Raw genomic sequence first — 18019 nt, 5'->3', positions numbered from 1 at the left:
AATCGCGCAACTTTTCTCCTAATCGTGCGACTTTCTGCTTTAATCGTGCAGCATTTCTCCTAAACGTGCGACTTTCACCTTGAATCGTGCAGCTTTCCTCCTAAACGTGCGACTTTCACCTTTAATCGTGCAACATTCCACCTAATCGTGCAACTTTCTCCTTTAATCATGCACTCTCCCCTTCTCCAATATGCACATTCCTAGAGCGAATCACCTATTCTGCCTCAAACCTTTCTCTTTCGAACGGATATCTGCTATTATTAAGGACGGTAATTACAATTAGAAAGGACATGTACATGAACAATTCCTTACCTTTTACGATTTCAAAAACAGAGAATTTCTACGATAGATTAGGTGACTACATTGGCGATGTGTTTTACGACATATTGCCGGAAAAAGGCTATGAATTGCGTGATGAGCAAATTTACATGGCGTATCAGCTTGAGAAGGCTTTTAAAAATAAAAGTACCATTTTTGCCGAGGCCGGCGTTGGGACTGGAAAAACGTTTGTGTACCTACTATATGCACTTTGCTATGCACGCTATATGGGCAAGCCCGCGATTATATCCTGTGCTGATGAAACGTTGATTGAACAGCTAGTAAAAGAACAAGGCGATATTCAAAAGCTGGAAGAGGCGCTTAGCTTAAACATTGATGTGCGTTTAGCGAAAGCACGTGAGCAATACGTCTGTGTGAAAAAATTAGACCAGCATATTCAGCGCACAGAAGATCAAGATTTAGTAAAGGTGTATGATAAAATTCCAGATTTCGTGTATGATTCAGCATCGCTTCTGTCGTTTTACCATTACGGCGACCGCAAAGAGTACCCCTGGATTAACAATGAAAAATGGGCATCGATAGCATGGGACCCTTTACAAAAGTGTGCAACGTGTGACTGGCACCATCGTTGTGGCCAAACATTAACTCGCCACCATTACCGCGACTCAGCCGATTTAATAATATGCTCACACGATTTTTACATGGAGCATATTTGGACAAAAGAATCACGTAAGCGTGAAGGCCAGCTTCCACTTCTACCAGACGCAAGCTGTGTTGTATTTGACGAAGGTCACTTACTAGAGTTCTCCGCACAAAAGGGATTAACGTACCGTTTCCACGAAGGAACGTTGCACTCGATGCTAACGAACTTTTTAAGTGAAGGTGTCAGAGAGGAATCTCTCTATTTAATTGAAGATATTCTCGAACTTCATGAGCAATGGTTTGACATCATGCATAATGAAGCGCGCTATGTTGAAGGCTCGAACCGGAAGGAAGTCCCAAGATCGAAAGACATGATTCGGATCGCCTCTAGCATTGATGTAAAAGTACAGAAGCTACTAGAGCAGCTAGTATTTGATTCCGAGCTCTATATAATAGAAGAGTATTATGTGAAAATGATCGAGGAATATTTAGAGTTTTTATCTTACGGTTTGTCCATCTTGTTAAAAGACAACGAGGGGATTTTCTGGCTAGAAGGGCATGAAGAGGACAGCACACTTGTCATTATGCCGCGTCTAGTCGAGACAATATTGCGCCAGGAAGTTTTTTCGCAAAAGATTCCATTTGTGTTTTCTTCCGCCACATTATCACAGGCGGGCGACTTTTCTTATATCGCAAGCAGCCTAGGCATTGAACAATATGCGTCGTTCACAGTGGCCTCACCATTTGACTACGAAGAAAACATGAAAGTGCTCGGACATACTTTTGAAAAAGAAGAGCAGAAATGGTCCGACATAATCGATGCGCTAAAAGCGAACGGCGGACGCTCACTTGTATTGTTTACATCGATTGAAGAAATGAACCGATTCAGGGTAGTGGCCGATACTCAAGACCTGCCATTTGACATAGTGTATGAAGGCGACCGCGAAATCAGCGACATCGTGCGCGACTTCCAAACAGATCACACAACGGTGTTATGCTCATTCAACCTGTGGGAAGGCCTTGATGTACCAGGCGAATCACTCACACAAGTCATCGTGTCATCTTTACCATTTCCACCACACGATCCTGTGTTCCAAGCGAAACGCCAAGACGCTCACAATCCGACCGAGGAAGTCGACGTACCATACATGCTACTTCGTCTCCGCCAAGGCGTGGGCCGCCTAATTCGCACAAGCGAAGACTTCGGTAAAGTCCACATTTGGATGACGGCTGCTGAAAAACGCGACTACCTAGCACAAATTGAAGCAGTATTGCCAGTGGGGATGGAATTTTAAAGGTTACCTCGTGTAGCTGTTATACGGCACCTGTATAACCAGGATTTACGCCGGATAAAGTAAGGTGCTATACGACCACAATTCAAATCTGATGCAAAACAACATAATGCCACAATGAATCTCATACTAAAAAAAGGTGAAGCCGTATTTTGGCTTCACCTAATTTATTTTGTAGTTTATCTTGTACTAACAATCGCATCCAGTTGTTTTTGTAAATGCTGCAAAGTGTCAGCAAGTGGGCGCTCCTGCGTAGCGGCTTGCTTGTCATAAACACGTTTTAGTAGCTGAACCCAGTCGTTGTTTGTGTTCGCCATAATAATTCCTCCCCCGTTATAATTCGATCGTACGGAGGCTGTTTTCGGTAGCTGGCTAGCATAGGAGATCTCATCGTTCCATGGACCAGGCACCCCTCGAGTGCCAGGCACCTTTCTCCAGTAGCCCCTTTAGCTTTGCGTCACCGCTTTTCAACGGCTTTGCCCTTCTCGTACGATGTACTTTCATTATATCGAAAATATAGGTCTTTTTGTATAGGAAGCAGGTACTAGCCCATCGAAAATCACTCCTAACCCCAATCCAAATAACCAAAGTCCAAAGCCGCCCCCCACTAAACCCTACCCACAAACTCCCTCAGTCGCCGCCGCCTACCCCCACCAAACCAAAAACTACCCACACTTCCCCTCAAATGTGCGTTTTGAAACCAATAAGTGGTATAATAATAAGATGAATTTTTTTCGGGAGGCCGATTTGATGCTGCGGGATCAACTGGAACGCGAGCAAGTGCTACAAGCTGCTAGTGACTTAAAAAACGAAATACTAACTTTAAAGCACGACGGGCAAACATTAATGAAGGACGGCTTTAAGCTATACCAGCAAGGCAACGTATTTAATGTGCAAGTAATAGATGACACGGTGATTGGCAATGTGATGGACAGCTCACTAGAAAATCCGAAGCTGTACTTAACAGACTTCGATCGCAGCCATTGCTCATGCTTTTATGGAGGAGTATGCCCACATCAAGTGGCACTCTTTTTTTACATATTTAACTCGGTGGCGCGCGTAGGCGACTTTATCCAAGAAGTGCGTGAACAGCAACGCGAACGGCAGCTACCGAGCATACTTCAGCAGCATGTCAAACGAGCGCGCGAATATGTCGATGAGCCCGTCTACAATGAAAAATCAATTGAACAGTGGCTCACCTACTTTGATGAACAATTCGAAGAGTTTATGAAAACACAAAAACTAAGCAATCCCTTTATCATATCGCAAATGTATCATCTCTATTATTTAGGCCTAAAAAAGCACGCCCCAACGAACCAAGAACAAAAGCGGCTGTTTGTCATACTAGCCGGCATCGTCGTACTGCAGAAGGCGATTGACGTGTATACTCGCGGCGAATACAACGATTATATGAGAAAATACCACGTCGACACGTACCTCGCCAACATCGTCGAAAGCACAGTTAACAATGCTGTCGGGACACCGTTTCCGAAAGTGCTAAAGCCTTTTATTGAAAAAATAATTCCGATTGCGCGCCAGCTGTTGGATAGGGAATCACTTCCGGGACTGCGGCTCCGCATGTATAGAGAGCTATGGTCAAACTTATTTACAGATTCATCGTGGCGTCAAAACGAGCTTGAGGTCCTAAAACAGTCATCAACGCCCCTGGCGGGAAAGGTGCGCGCTCATCTTCATTTTTTATTAGAAGAAACGGCACAAGCGACGACAATGCTCGCAGAAGCAGAAGAGCCACTGCCACAATTACTCGAGTGGTTAACAGCCCTTATTAGCTGGGAAAAATGGGACACGACTAAAGAGTACGTGCCGCTATTGTTACAGCATGCGCCAGCATATGTTACAGAGCTACGAACACGAGAAACAAAGCGCGATGCGACAAAGCACATACTCGCTGTGCTAGACAATTATGCGTACACAACGGATGACTTCGACGTGTATGAGCATTTGCTGCGAACGCTGTTTCCGTATAGCTATGTCGAAACGTACCATTACTACTTATATAAACAGCGCTATCGCGATTGGGTCGAGCTCCAGCTTTTATTGGATTATCCAGTAGAAGGCATTGATAAGCACGACTTGAAAACAATTGAAAAAGAAGCAAGTGAGCTGTTGTTACCGGTGTATCATCGCTCTGTCATAACAGCGATTGCGGAAAAAAACCGCAAAAGCTATAAACGCGCGGTGCGCCATATGAAAAAGCTGCGCACGTTATATAGAAAGCAAAAGCAAGAGCCAACGTTCCAAACGTACATCGAGCGCATGGCCAATGAATACAAGCGTCTTCGCGCTCTTCAAGAAGAGATGGAGCATGCAGGACTGATCAAGAAGGAGGTGTAACAGATGCGAACACAGGCGCTAAAGGTATATGCAAGGTGGCACCACAATACGACCCTTTTAATCTCGGTTACCGATGACGCAGGCTTGCCTGTCAAACCAGAGGATTGGCGCCCGTTGCTATTTTCGTGGCACGATAGCTCGTTTTACGGCACGTTTGTTGAAATCGTGGACACCCCTAGAGAGCAAGGCATTCTTCTCGATGCGTGGCAGGCGGCCGAGCTGTTTGCTGGCGAAACGTGGAACTCGTTTGTGCAGTGGACATGGGACGATACGTGTCAAAAGCTGCAAACTGTTGCACCGCAAATTGTTCAAATTATCGCACAAGGGGATTTTGCGCCGACGCTAGAAGGCTGGCGCGCCCTCGATAACAGCGATGAGTTTTTAAACCAGTGGTTATCAGAGGCCGTAAAAGCATATATTGCAACAGATGGCGAAGTGGCTGACGCGTGGACAGCGATTCAAGAGGCGTATCCTCTACTTATGAGCGAGGCGCCAGCTGTTGTCGATGAGCATGATTATCTTGAAAAAATAGGCTGGCTGCAGGACAACACACCATTTACAGTCGGATTGCGCTTAGAAGAACCAGATGAAGACGAAGAGCCATGGCGCTTACGCCCGTTTTTCCGAAGCAAAGAAGACGATGATGATGTGTATGACTTTTTGCCAAACGAATGGCACGACTTTTCTGAGCGGTTAACAAGAGAGCAAACGATATGGCGTGAGCTCGTTCCGTGGATTGTCGCCGAGGATGGTATAAAAGAAGAGTTGAGTGAGTTCGAGGCGTGGGAGTTTTTAACAGTGGCAAGTGAAACGTTAGTCGCAGCGGGCGTGGAAATTTTACTACCGAGCTGGTGGCAAGCGATTCGCGATGCGAAGCTGTCGTTAAAAGCAAAAGTGCGCTCGTCAGTCGGCAGTCGTCCGGGCTCAATTTTTGGCATGCAATCACTTGTCAACTTTGACTGGCGCGTGTCCACCCAAGGTGGCGCCGAGCTATCAGAGGATGAGTTCCGCAAGCTAGTTGAACAAAAGCGGCGCCTCGTCTACATTCGTGGACAATGGATTAAGCTCGATCCGGAATTTTTAAAAACAGTGCAAGCCGTTCTTCGTAAAGCAGATAAAGAAGGCTTGCACGTACGCGATGTATTAGCGGCGGAGCTTGGAGCGGGTTCTGTGTTTGAAGGCATTGAAGATGCACCAGACATTGAGATTGAAGCAAATCCTCACATTTTAAAAATGCTACAGCAGCTGTCGCAGTTAACAGACATTCCCGAACTGCCTGTACCAGAGGAATTGCATGGCGAGCTTCGCCCATACCAAAAGCAAGGCTACGAATGGCTCAGCTTTTTGCGTGGCTATGGCTTTGGTGCCTGCTTAGCGGACGACATGGGACTCGGAAAAACAATTCAAACGATCACCTACTTACTACACGTGAAGCAGACCGAAGGCTTCAACACACCGGCTCTGATCGTCGCTCCGACATCCGTGCTCGGCAACTGGCAAAAAGAAATCGAGACGTTTGCACCGTCCTTGAACGTGCGCATTCATTATGGTAGCACGCGCGCAAAAGGCGCCGACAATTTCCCAAGCTGGATCGAAGGCGCGGATGTAATTTTAACATCATACACGTTAGCACAGCTTGATTTTGAAGAGCTATCAGAGGTAGAGTGGCAGGCAATCTGTCTTGATGAAGCGCAAAATATTAAAAATGCGTACACGAAGCAGTCGCGCGCGATCCGCAAGCTAAAAACAAAGCATGCCATCGCGCTCACAGGGACGCCGATGGAAAACCGCCTAACTGAATTGTGGTCGATCTTCGACTTTATCAATCCAGGCTACTTAGGCAGTTTGCAAAGATTTCAACGAAAGTTCGTCGCACCAATTGAGAAGGACAATGATAAGGAAAAAATTAGCCAAGTGCAGCGCCTCATTCGTCCGTTTCTGCTGCGCCGCACGAAAAAAGATCCAGAGGTGGAGCTCAACCTGCCTGATAAGCAGGAGCAAAAAGAGTTCTGTCCGTTAACAGTCGAGCAGGCTTCATTATATGAACAGCTCGTCAATGATACATTTGCTCAAATCGAAAAACTAAACGGCTTTGAGCGACGAGGGCTCATCTTGAAAATGATTGGGCAGCTCAAGCAAGTTTGCAACCACCCTGCTTTATATTTAAAAGAAGCCCGAGGAGCTCGCGCCGTCACCACTGCCCACGTCGAACGTTCGAACAAGCTCGTGAAGCTACTAGATTTAGTCGCTAGTATTCAGGAGCGCGAGGAAAGCTGCTTAATTTTTACCCAATATATCGGCATGGGTGAAATGATTGTGAAGCTATTGGAGGATAAGTTCGGTGCGGACGTCGAATTCTTGAACGGCAGTGTGCCGAAGCAAACGCGCGACCGGATGATTGAGGATTTCCAAGCGGGGCAGGGTCGCGTGCTCGTGCTGTCGCTAAAAGCTGGCGGGACCGGCTTGAACTTAACGGCCGCCAATCACGTTATCCATTACGATCGCTGGTGGAATCCGGCTGTTGAAAATCAGGCGACAGACCGCGCCTACCGCATCGGCCAGAAGCGGTTTGTACACGTGCATAAGCTGATCACGACCGGCACGCTCGAGGAGAAAATTGATTTCATGCTCGAGAAAAAGCAGTCGCTGAACGACCAAATTATCCAAAGTGAGCAGTGGATCACCGAGCTTGACACCGATGAGCTGCGCGAATTAATTATGCTGACGTAAATTTTGGGGTGAATATGGGTCGGGCACTCGAAGGAGGCCTGACCTCATGAAAGAAAGGGGAGCAACATGCCACGCAAAAAGAAGGCTGAGCCCGTGCCGGCCAAGCACGAGCAAAAAGCAAAAGAATGGCAAGAATTCTACATGCTCATAGCCAAAAAGCTAGCAAACAAAGCCCCGCACGCGAAGTAGTGTGGGGTTTTGTTTAGGGGGAAACACATCAACTTAAAGTCCTTAATCTCTTACACGAATAATGGGTGCTGATCCATGGTATTCGTAACGGTATGGGCAAAATTTCGTGGTTTATGGGCGAAATTTCGTGAGTTATGGGGAAAAGAAGTTGATCGGTTTATGGGCAAGAATCAGTGATTTATGGGTAAAATCTCAAGATTTATGGGCAAACACACTGCCTGGCATATTGAATTGAATACGACCCGCCACAAGGTGTCCGACGAGCTCCATCAAGTCGGAAACCTTTTTTGCGTTCCTAACACGGCGCTCCAATCCCACCCCCAACACTCCATTTTTGAACAATTCCTCCAAAATTTAAAAATAAAGTGGAAAACATCTTCACAATCATCCGCCCATATGTTACTATACAAATAGTTAAAACATTCCAATTGTTACAGTTACATAATTTGCTAGCTTAGTAGAACCTGGCAAGACATGTTCAACATCAAGCAAATGTCACCAACAGAACTCGCACACAACCCTACACCACGACAAACTCAACTAGACAACTACCTACACCAAAGACGCAATACGCACAACTCATTTTCAAGCAGCACACGTACATCATGAAACGCATTACCCAATCTATATCGACCAACACCAAAGACTTACGACCATCACACACGCGCTGCACTTACACATTATTTACTCAACAACCATGACCCAACACGCATCCACCAACAAGATTTCGCACAAGGCAACACCAACCCTGGTTTCACGGGGCGCAGAAAACTCTCTGCAACCCTTTTAATACTTACAAAATGAAAGCGCTTAAACAGAAAGGATGGAATAGGGATGTTAAAAAAGAATGTTTGGCTACTGTTTTTGCTAGTATTTATGCTTTTCATGGCAGCTTGTGGCAACAATGATGAAGAAGCGTCATCTGACACGAACACTGAAACAACTCCAGCTACAACGGAGACAACAGAATCAGACCCACCAGCTGAAGACCCACCAGCAGATCCGATCGAAATTGAATTCTGGACAATGCAGCTTTCGCCAACGTTTGATGACTATATTAACGGCGTCATCGCGGACTTCGAAGCACAAAACCCAACTGTCAAAGTAAAATGGGTTGACGTACCGTGGGGCGACATGGAGAAAAAAATCTTAGCGGCTGTTGCATCAAAAACAGCGCCAGACGTAGCGAACTTGAACCCACAATTCGCGTCAAAGCTTGCTGAGCTTGATGCCCTTGTGAACATGGACGAAATGGTCCCAGCCGACGTGCGCGGCCAGTACTTCGAAGGCGTGTGGAAATCAAACACATTCAACGGCAAAACATTCGGTGTACCTTGGTACCTATCATCTCAAGTTACAATGTACAACACGAAAATTTTCGAAGAAGCTGGTTTAGACCCGAACACACCACCAGCAACTTTCGCCGAGCTATTCGACGCGTCTAAAACAATTAAAGAACAAACAGGCAAATACGGCTTCTATCCACCACTTGACGGTAGCCATGCCCTTGAAACAATGGTCATGATGGGTGTCGACCTAACTGACGAAGGCATGACAAAAGCAACATTCAACACACCAGAAGGAAAAGAAGCATTCGACTTCTTCGTGCAACTATATCAACAAGAGCTCATCCCACGCGAAGTACTAACAGAAGGTCACCAAAAGGCAATCGACATGTACCAAGCTGGCGAGCTAGCTATTCTATCATCTGGCCCGCAGTTCCTGAACATCGTTAAAGAAAACGCGCCAGACATCCTGGCTGCTACAAAAACAGCACCAATCATCACAGGTAAAACAAACAAGAAAAACGTTGCGGCTATGAACCTTGTCGTGCCAAAGCAAAGCGAGCACCAGCAAGCAGCCGTAGACTTCTCACTATTCATGACGAACGGCGAAAACCAAGTTAAGTTCGACAAAATCGTGCCGATCTTACCATCAATCGAAACAGCATTAGACGACCCGTTCTTCAATGAACTACCGGCTGATCCAACGCCGATCGACGAAGCGCGCATCGTATCAGCTAGCCAGCTTCGCGACAGCGAAGTGCTCATTCCTCCTATGAAAAACTACGAGGACCTAAAAACGTCAATGAACGAAGCCCTACAAGCAGCCATGCTTGGCGAGCTAACAGTCGACGAAGCACTAGCACAAGCCGAAGCAAAATGGAACGAAATCCTAGCTCAATAACTAGCTATATATATTTTGGGAAAAGAAAGGGGGAAAGGGATCGGATCCTTTCCTCCTTCTCTTTAAAGGCTACCCTAACCGGCCCACTGTAGCCCGCCAAAAGTAGGACGGCGGTGCGCGGCACACCTTACCGATTGCGCGGGTTAGCAACATCACCAATTCTAGCGCGGATGTTGAGCCCAAACCTGTGCGCGGCACCGCCGAAAACGGGAAATATGAGGTTAGCGCACGAACCATGAGGCGCGGCACCGCCGAAAACGGGAAATCTGGGTTGACGCAACGAACGTAGGTGGGCGGTGACGCATAAAACCGTAAAAACCTCAGGTCACAGCCCGGAAAATGATGAAAGTGGGTCACACAAACCTGAAATGTAATAGAAACTCAGATCGATTTAAGTCGCAAATTATCGGATATTGTCGGTACGTGGTACCGACAAATTTGATACTGAGATAAACCCAGTCATATCAAGGCTGCAAAACATGTCGAGCGAAGTCGGTACAATGTACCGCCAAAAAACGACACAACAAGACAAAATTACAGTGAAATTCCGATATCAAACCTAACAATACTTACAATACCAGGGTCTACCACCCGAACATAGATACACGCGGTACATACCGCAGCCCTAGATTCACACCCTTGAATCCTAGGTAACGAATCAACTAGTATGCGCGGCATCCACCGCAACCAATGCACAAACTAGCAACACATCACGAAGAAAGTATGGTGAGTGAAATGGACTACACAACTTTCAATTTTAAAGATGTTCAAGGATCTTTAATCGTATCTTGCCAAGCATTAGAGGATGAACCACTTCACGGAGCTGACATTATGGCGAAGATGGCCGTCGCTGCCGAAATGGGCGGTGCAAGAGCTATTCGCGCCAACAGCAAGCAAGACATCATCGCCATCAAGCAAGCTGTGAAGCTCCCAGTCATCGGGCTCGTCAAGCGCACGTATCCCGATTCGGACATCTATATAACCGCAACTAAACAGGAAATCAACGAGCTGCTCGAAGCGGGCGCTGACATGATCGCGATCGATGCGACAAAGCGAAAACGCCCGAACGGTGAATCACTAGAAAAGCTCGTCCAATACACTAAATCAAAACACGTCGCCATTATGGCTGACATATCAACCTTTGAAGAAGGGTTCAACGCCGAAAAACTAGGCTTTGACTGCGTGTCGACAACGATGTCTGGCTACACGCCATATTCACCACAACAACCAGGACCAGATTTTACGCTTCTTGAAAAATTAGTCACCACGCTACGCATTCCTGTGATCGCGGAAGGGCGCATTCACTCGCCGGAGCTTGCGAACCAAGCCCTGCAGCTAGGCGCGTTCGCCGTTGTGGTGGGATCAGCCATTACAAGACCTCAAGACATAACAAAACGTTACGTACAGGCAATAAAGGATGGGAAGTCAAATGACAATATTACATTCGCATTTAAAAAGCAAAATCGCTGGGCTTATTAATAGCCACTACCCTTCACTAACAAAGTCAGAGCAAAAGGTAGCAAGCGTCGTCGTTGAGCAGCTTGAAAAAGTTCTCTATTATTCGGTCACGGACTTAGCCGATGTCGCTGAAGTTGGCGAAACGACTGTTCTCCGATTTTGCCGCAAAATCGGACTCAAAGGCTACCAAGAATTCAAGCTTGCGATCGCCAAAGACTTATCAACGATGGAACAAGAGGAACCGGACGAAGGCACGAACTTTATTTCCGCCATCTCCAACTATACGAAAAATGCTATCGATGAAACGATGCATTTAATCAACGAGCAAGTACTGCAACAAGCTATCAACGTCTTAAACGAAGCAAAATCAGTCTACTTCTATGGAGTCGGTACCTCCGGCTTAACCGCGCAGGATGCCAAATACCGCTTCATTCGAATCGGACGCCAAGTCGATGCCATCATCGACCCGCACATCCAAGCGATGACAGCTGCCACACTATCAAAAGGCGATGTCGTCGTCGGTTTAAGCGTATCGGGAAGCACGAAGGACACGATTGACTCATTATCAATTGCAAGACAAAACGGCGCAACGGTCATCGCCATCACGTACTACGCGCGATCGCCTATTACAAAAATAGCAGATTATGTCCTCCTAAGTGGCGGTAAAGAATCCCCACTAGAAGGTGGCTCACTCGCATCGAAAATCGCCCAACTCTTTGTCATAGACCTACTTTGCACCGGCCTCGCCCTGCAAAACAAAGAGCAAGCCATCAAGATGAAAGAAAAAACAGCCCAGGCTGTTGTTGAAAAAATATATTAAGTTTGGCCCGTCAACGAGGTGACAACCATGAAAGCTATCGGCATTGACATCGGTGGCACCGCCATCAAAGGCGCCATCATCGACACAAACGGCACTTTCCTTGTAAAAGAAAAAATAAACACCGACATCACGATAGGACGCGAAGGCATCCTGCAAGCACTGTTTACAATCATTGATAGATTGCTAGCACACGCTGCCGCGCTACCGAGCGATGCCACCGCACAACACGAAGTAACGGATACTGCACAACACGAAGCAACGGACACTGCACAACACGAAGCATCCGATACGACTCAACACGAAGCATCCGACACCGCGCAACTCGCGGGCATCGGCATCGGTTCAGCCGGTCGCATCAACCCGATCACCGGCGAAGTCGTCTACGCCACCGCCAACCTACCAGGCTGGCAAGGCACAAACATCAAAACAATAATAGAAGAAAAATACGGCCTACCTTGTCACGTTGACAACGATGCAAACGTGGCACTACTAGGAGAGTTGTGGCTCGGCCCACAACATCACTTTAAAAATGCTATTATGCTCACGCTCGGAACCGGCGTCGGTGGCGCCAACATCATTAACGGCCAGCTCGTAACCGGCGCGCACTGCCAAAGCGGGGAGTGGGGCCACGTCGTTCTTGTCCCAAATGGTCACCCATGCAACTGCGGCAAAAAAGGCTGCATCGAGCAGTATCTATCAGGTACCGCACTCGTACGTCAAGCGAACGAAGCCGTAAACCAGGCAAACGCACTCGTACGTCAAGCGAACGAAGCAGTCGGTCCAACTTCAACACAATACACGCATGGCCAACAAGTATTTGTAGATTCCGCGATGCACGAAGTTGTCGACACGTACCTAGACTACTTAGCGCTCGTAATCTACAACATGACTGTAGCCATCGATCCAGACGCTATCATTATTGGTGGCGGCGTGATTGACTCGAAACACATATGGTGGCCGCAACTCATCACCAAACTAGCAACTTACGAAGTCGCAACACCGATCATCCCAGCCGCCCTCGGTAATCAAGCAGGCGTCGCTGGTGCTAGTAAACTAGTTTTCGACGCGCACACGCAGAATGCCTGATTTCCGCAGAAACACCTGGATTTTCAGCAGAAAAGCTTGAGTTTTCCGCAAACGCACGTGGATTTTCCGCAGAAACACTTGTTTTTTACGCAAAACAACCTAAGTTTTACGCACAAACACATCGGCTACACTAGCGAACTAGCAAAATACGCATAAACTCGAGAATTTCGCGCATAAACAGCAAAAATTGGCGCATAAACGCGAGAATCACACGCATAAACAGCAAAAGTTGGCGCATAAACAGCAAAAACTGGCGCATAAAAATTTTGGCAAGCAAAACACCGGAGATTCACCCATAAACACCAGGATTCAGCCCATAAACGGCGAAATTCAGCCCATAAATAGCAAAACTCAGCCCATAAACCTTTTTCTCAATCACCACCCACACCACAACGAATTAGAGGTGACACAATAATGAAACGAAATCCGTTCACACCGTTTCTATTTTTACTACCGGGATGTATCATCCTCGGCGCATTCATATTTTACCCGATGCTCGACGCCATCTGGCTCAGCTTCACCGACTACAACATGGTCCAAGAAGCAAATTTCGTCGGCCTAGCAAACTACGAAGAACTATTCAAAGACGACCTATTCTGGAAAGTGCTCGGCCAAACGTTTTTATACTTAATCGGCGTGGTCCCAGCGCTCGTTATACTACCAATCTTCCTTGCGATACTCGTCAACCAACAAATCAGAGGCATCGCCTTTTTCCGCTCGGCTTACTACGTGCCAGTTGTCACATCAATGGTTGTAGTCGGTATCATGTGGAAATGGGTATACGCTGACAAAGGAATTCTCAACTATATACTAGATGCGTCCGGCATCATTCAAGAACCTGTCCACTGGCTTACATCGACAACGACGTCCATATTTGCCGTCATGGCGGTGACTGTTTGGAAAGGGCTCGGCTACTACATGGTAATCTACCTCGCTGGCTTGCAGTCGATTCCGTCCGAACTATACGAGGCAGCGCGAATCGATGGGGCGAACAAGTGGAAGCAAATCCTCCACATTACGATCCCCTTGCTCATGCCATCCATTATGATCGTGTCGATCATGTCGTCCATTTCCGCCATGAAAGTGTTCGAGGAAATCTATGTCATGACAGGTGGCGGCCCATTAAACAGCTCAAAAACACTCGTGTTCTATATTTACGAAGAAGCATTCACGAAGCTTAACATGGGCTATGCGAGTGCCGCAGGTGTGATCCTGTTTCTCATCACGCTTATCCTATCAATACTAAACATTCGTTTTATGAATAAAAAAGAAACAGCTATCAGGGGGTAACATAGATGCGGGCGACAATATCGTACACATCACTCGCAACTACGAAACACCACCGGCAGCCAAAGCATTATCCTGGCAGCACCACCAACATACTTTGAACATGAAGGGGGTAACTATATGAGTGCGCCACAGCTTGAAAAAGCCCAACAGCAAGCCGAGCTAAAACAACAACCAACCATACACATACCAAAGAAAAAACTACAACCAAAAGACATACTTAAAAAAGCAATATCGTACGCGCTACTGTTACTCATGACAGTGCTAACAATTGGACCATTTCTGTGGCTCGTCGCCACATCACTAAAATCAGGCAGCGAAAACATCTTTGCCTACCCGCCGCAACTCATACCAGAGCAACCGACGCTGCAAAACTACGTCGAAGTCATGAAGGCATTCCCGTTCTTCCGCTACCTGTTTAACAGCATCATCGTAGCGGTCGCAACCGTCGTTTTAAACATTATTTTTTGCTCGCTCGCCGCGTATCCACTCGCGCGCATGCAATTCCGCGGCAAAAATATAGTTTTTATCCTAATCATCAGCACGATGATGATACCGTTTCAACTGCTCATGATTCCGATTTATATACTCGCGCTTAAGCTCGGCTTACAAAACACGTACGCAGGCCTGATCCTGCCACACGCGACAACCGCGTTCGGTATTTTCCTAATGCGCCAAGCGTTTCTCACGATTCCGTTTGAGCTTGACGAATCCGCGCGCATGGACGGCGCGAACTCGTTTCAAATATGGTGGCGCGTACTTATGCCACTCGTCAAACCGTCCGTCGTCACCCTCGCCATCTTTATTTTTGTTATGGCATGGGGCGACTTCCTATGGCCGCTTATTATCTTAAACGACCAAACGATGTACACGCTACCGCTCGGCGTTAACACCCTCGCCGGTAGCTTCTCAGCGAACTGGCGCTACATCGCAGCCGGCTCCGTCATATCGGTGCTACCAATCATTATCTTCTTCGCCATCATGCAGAAGCACTTTATCGCCGGCGCCATGAAAGGAGCAGTAAAAGGATGACACATACTAACGACCATACAAACGAGGCGCGCACCACAACGAGCGCGCCCAACGATACAGCACCAACCCGAGCTGAGAACCGCATGACAACGAGCACACCCAACCCAAACCCAGCCGAAAACCATGTGACAGCACCATCCCAGACCCACCACCACCCACACACCACTTGTCACATCGTCTTTCACACGCACTGGGACCGCGAATGGTACTTCCCATTCGAACAATTTCGCCACCGCCTGCTCACCGTCATGGACCGCATCATCCACGGCCTCGAGGCCGGCGAAATCAAAGCCTTTGTCATGGACGGGCAAATGGCCGCACTCGAAGACTACCTAGACGTCTGCGAGCCGGACAAAAAACAACGCGTCCAGAAACTAATCGAAACGAACAAAATCATCATCGGCCCGTGGTACGTCCTAGCCGACGAATTCCTCGTCGCAGGCGAATCACTCATCCGCAACCTAGAAATTGGACACAAGCTCGCCAACCAATACGGCGCGCCACAACGCATCGGCTACCTGCCCGACACGTTCGGCCACATCGGACAAATGCCGCAAATCCTCCAAGGCTTCAGCATCGACAACGCGATCCTAGCCCGAGGACTCAACGCCCAAGCGTCCGAACTATACTGGCAAGCACCAGACGGCTCAGAAGTACTCACTATCTTCTTGCCAGAAGGCTACTACCAGCCCGTACTAGACGATGCCAACTATGAAACAGCCACCACCCAATACTTTGACAAAATCAAACGATACGCCACCACCTCCCAGCTCCTCCTCACATACGGAGGCGACCACCTTATGCCGGGCTATGGTGATGTTGATGAAAAAATAAACAAGCTACAGCTTCATCCGAGTACATATGAAGCATACCTCGAAGCGGTCAAACGCGAGCTGCCGCTCGAATTATCCGTTCACAAAGGCGAAATGCGTAATAACGAGCATTTGTACGTTCTACCGAATGTGCTCTCCACTCGGTCATATTTAAAAGAACAAAACCAGCGCATCGAGGACGTCCTTACGGGCTACATCGAACCGTTATTTGCGCTTTGCGCTCAAGCTGACTATCCAGCTGTATATATAGAAGATACGTGGAAGCTACTTTTGCAAAACCATCCGCATGACAGCATTTGTGGCTGTAGTGTTGACGACGTGCACGACGAAATGGAAATTAGAACGAAAAGATTGGAGCAGCGCATGAGCATGCTTGAACACCAAGCACTGCAAGCAGCAGGCTACCGCGATGACGCGATGAGTGGACGCGGCCTGCGTAAGCCGTTCGACGATTGTGCAACGTTTGCACTGTTTAACCCGCATCCTGTACCATTCACCGGCTGGGTGCAAGGCCGTGTCTGGCGACACGACGACAAGTCGTTTATTTTACAAGACGACAGCGGCAACAAAATTGTCCCGACCATTTTATCGCAATCAACCGGGCGCGTCTTTGAATCACCTGTTGATGCGTTCCCAGAATTTAAGCAAGCAACCTTCTATGATATCGCTATTCATGTGAAAAATGTACCGGCCCTCTCGTTATCATCGTTTACGATGATCGATGGAGAGCCGAAGGAGCTAACGATGGAACCGCAAGCTGAAAATGAATATATCAAACTAAATATAGAACGAGATGGCACACTCACACTTTTTGATAAAGCTAAACAACAAGAATACAAACGCTTAATGCAGTTTTATAGCACACTTGATGCCGGCGATGAGTATAATTACTCCCCACCTGTTAACGACCAGAAAACAATCGCACGCCTCATGGGTGAGCCAATTATTCACAGCAACAACAACGTGTCTGTCGTACGTTACACACTTGGCATGCAGCAGCCTGCGTCATTAAATGAAGATAGAACGGGTCCAAGTGCGACCACAGTCAAAAGCTTAATTGATGTCATGCTTACTGTGACCGGCAAGCGAGTCAAAGTCAGTGTGACCGTCACAAATCGGGCCAAAGACCAACGTTTGCGCGTGACATACCCGCTCGTGACAAAACCAGACTTCACATACAGTGATACTGCCTTTGAAATTGTGAAACGACCTGCGGTAACAGCTGAGCAATTTGACGCACCAAAGCAAAAAGAAGTACCGGTTGTTGTTGAACCATCGCAATCGTTTATTCATGTTGATGACTTAACGTTTTACCACCGCGGTCTGCAAGAATACCAAGTGTATGAAAATTCACTCGATATTACAGTGCTTCGCAGTGTCGGCTGGTTGTCGCGTGATGACTTACGCACGCGCGGGGGAGGTGCCGGACCGAACATGGAAACACCAGGCGGGCAATGCATGGGCACGTATACGTTTGACTTTGCTTTTGAGCTAGAGCGTAAACAGCTAGCAGAAGTAGCGACAGAAGCGAAAATGTTCCGCGTGCCACCAAAGTTTGTTGAAGCGCACGTGCCAACACCTGTGAGTCTGTTTGAAATTGACAATCGTACGCTGCAATGGAGTACGATTCGTCGTAAACATGATCACGTCGAAGTACGATTGTGGAATCCGTGCGAGTCAGACGAAAACGTGAATTTCCTCTGCCCGCATCCGATTGTGAAAACACAGTTAAATGGGGATGTAATGCAGCGCTTATTTGATAATAGCGACACGATAAAAGGACATGAAATTGCAACGTATGTCATCTTAACTGAAGGAGCCGTCTAAGT

The 18019-nt window shown here is 47.4% G+C and carries 11 protein-coding genes and 1 riboswitch; of the genes, 10 read left to right on the top strand and 1 reads right to left on the bottom strand.

Annotated elements, in window-relative coordinates; all coding sequences use genetic code 11:
- The first annotated feature begins 290 nt into the window (after positions 1 to 290).
- Positions 291 to 2216, top strand: a complete 1926-nt coding sequence (locus EJF36_RS19485) for an ATP-dependent DNA helicase (protein ID WP_458772699.1) — start codon at positions 291 to 293, stop codon at positions 2214 to 2216.
- A 176-nt stretch (positions 2217 to 2392) separates the two neighbouring features.
- Here the strand turns inward: EJF36_RS19485 and EJF36_RS21675 are convergent, their stop codons facing one another.
- Complete coding sequence (locus EJF36_RS21675) at positions 2393 to 2530, bottom strand: hypothetical protein (RefSeq protein WP_185806981.1); 138 nt, start codon at positions 2528 to 2530, stop codon at positions 2393 to 2395.
- Between the two features lie 43 nt (positions 2531 to 2573).
- Positions 2574 to 2704, bottom strand: a riboswitch (cyclic di-GMP riboswitch).
- Between the two features lie 259 nt (positions 2705 to 2963).
- Here EJF36_RS21675 and EJF36_RS19480 point away from each other — a divergent pair.
- From EJF36_RS19480 to EJF36_RS19440, 9 genes are all read left to right on the top strand, one after another.
- Positions 2964 to 4568, top strand: a complete 1605-nt coding sequence (locus tag EJF36_RS19480) for an SWIM zinc finger family protein (RefSeq protein WP_125907891.1) — start codon at positions 2964 to 2966, stop codon at positions 4566 to 4568.
- A 3-nt stretch (positions 4569 to 4571) separates the two neighbouring features.
- Positions 4572 to 7298, top strand: coding sequence for a DEAD/DEAH box helicase (locus EJF36_RS19475; RefSeq protein ID WP_125907890.1), 2727 nt, complete (start codon positions 4572 to 4574; stop codon positions 7296 to 7298).
- A gap of 1023 nt (positions 7299 to 8321) precedes the next feature.
- The gene (locus tag EJF36_RS19470) at positions 8322 to 9674 is read left to right on the top strand and encodes an ABC transporter substrate-binding protein (protein ID WP_125907889.1); all 1353 of its coding nucleotides are present in this window, start codon (positions 8322 to 8324) and stop codon (positions 9672 to 9674) included.
- A 735-nt stretch (positions 9675 to 10409) separates the two neighbouring features.
- Complete coding sequence (locus tag EJF36_RS19465; RefSeq protein ID WP_125907888.1) at positions 10410 to 11153, top strand: N-acetylmannosamine-6-phosphate 2-epimerase; 744 nt, start codon at positions 10410 to 10412, stop codon at positions 11151 to 11153.
- Entirely contained in the window at positions 11104 to 11952 is an 849-nt protein-coding gene (locus EJF36_RS19460) for a MurR/RpiR family transcriptional regulator (protein ID WP_125907887.1), read from the top strand. The genes EJF36_RS19465 and EJF36_RS19460 overlap by 50 nt, the downstream gene beginning before the upstream one ends.
- A gap of 27 nt (positions 11953 to 11979) precedes the next feature.
- Positions 11980 to 13038, top strand: coding sequence for an ROK family protein (locus EJF36_RS19455; RefSeq protein WP_125907886.1), 1059 nt, complete (start codon positions 11980 to 11982; stop codon positions 13036 to 13038).
- Between the two features lie 414 nt (positions 13039 to 13452).
- Positions 13453 to 14328 carry a carbohydrate ABC transporter permease gene (locus EJF36_RS19450; RefSeq protein ID WP_125907885.1) on the top strand — a complete coding sequence of 292 codons (876 nt, stop codon included), beginning with the start codon at positions 13453 to 13455 and terminating at the stop codon, positions 14326 to 14328.
- 117 nt (positions 14329 to 14445) lie between these two features.
- Positions 14446 to 15357 (top strand): carbohydrate ABC transporter permease, encoded by a 912-nt coding sequence (locus tag EJF36_RS19445; RefSeq protein WP_125907884.1) that lies wholly within the window; start codon positions 14446 to 14448, stop codon positions 15355 to 15357.
- Positions 15354 to 18017, top strand: coding sequence for an alpha-mannosidase (locus EJF36_RS19440; protein WP_125907883.1), 2664 nt, complete (start codon positions 15354 to 15356; stop codon positions 18015 to 18017). The genes EJF36_RS19445 and EJF36_RS19440 overlap by 4 nt, the downstream gene beginning before the upstream one ends.
- Positions 18018 to 18019 lie beyond the last annotated feature (2 nt).

The sequence above is a fragment of the Bacillus sp. HMF5848 genome (assembly GCF_003944835.1).
In the GTDB taxonomy this organism is placed as follows: Bacteria; Bacillota; Bacilli; order Bacillales; family HMF5848; genus HMF5848.
This window is presented reverse-complemented; position numbering and strand designations above follow the sequence as displayed.

What these genes read in the sequence shown, in the direction of transcription:
- EJF36_RS19485 (WP_458772699.1), top strand. Translation starts at nt 291, where the DNA reads ATGTACATGAACAATTCCTTACCTTTTACGATTTCAAAAACAGAGAAT.
- EJF36_RS21675 (WP_185806981.1), bottom strand. Translation starts at nt 2,530, where the DNA reads ATGGCGAACACAAACAACGACTGGGTTCAGCTACTAAAACGTGTTTAT.
- EJF36_RS19455 (WP_125907886.1), top strand. Translation starts at nt 11,980, where the DNA reads ATGAAAGCTATCGGCATTGACATCGGTGGCACCGCCATCAAAGGCGCC.
- EJF36_RS19475 (WP_125907890.1), top strand. Translation starts at nt 4,572, where the DNA reads ATGCGAACACAGGCGCTAAAGGTATATGCAAGGTGGCACCACAATACG.
- EJF36_RS19465 (WP_125907888.1), top strand. Translation starts at nt 10,410, where the DNA reads ATGGACTACACAACTTTCAATTTTAAAGATGTTCAAGGATCTTTAATC.
- EJF36_RS19460 (WP_125907887.1), top strand. Translation starts at nt 11,104, where the DNA reads ATGACAATATTACATTCGCATTTAAAAAGCAAAATCGCTGGGCTTATT.
- EJF36_RS19480 (WP_125907891.1), top strand. Translation starts at nt 2,964, where the DNA reads ATGCTGCGGGATCAACTGGAACGCGAGCAAGTGCTACAAGCTGCTAGT.
- EJF36_RS19450 (WP_125907885.1), top strand. Translation starts at nt 13,453, where the DNA reads ATGAAACGAAATCCGTTCACACCGTTTCTATTTTTACTACCGGGATGT.
- EJF36_RS19470 (WP_125907889.1), top strand. Translation starts at nt 8,322, where the DNA reads ATGTTAAAAAAGAATGTTTGGCTACTGTTTTTGCTAGTATTTATGCTT.
- EJF36_RS19445 (WP_125907884.1), top strand. Translation starts at nt 14,446, where the DNA reads ATGAGTGCGCCACAGCTTGAAAAAGCCCAACAGCAAGCCGAGCTAAAA.
- EJF36_RS19440 (WP_125907883.1), top strand. Translation starts at nt 15,354, where the DNA reads ATGACACATACTAACGACCATACAAACGAGGCGCGCACCACAACGAGC.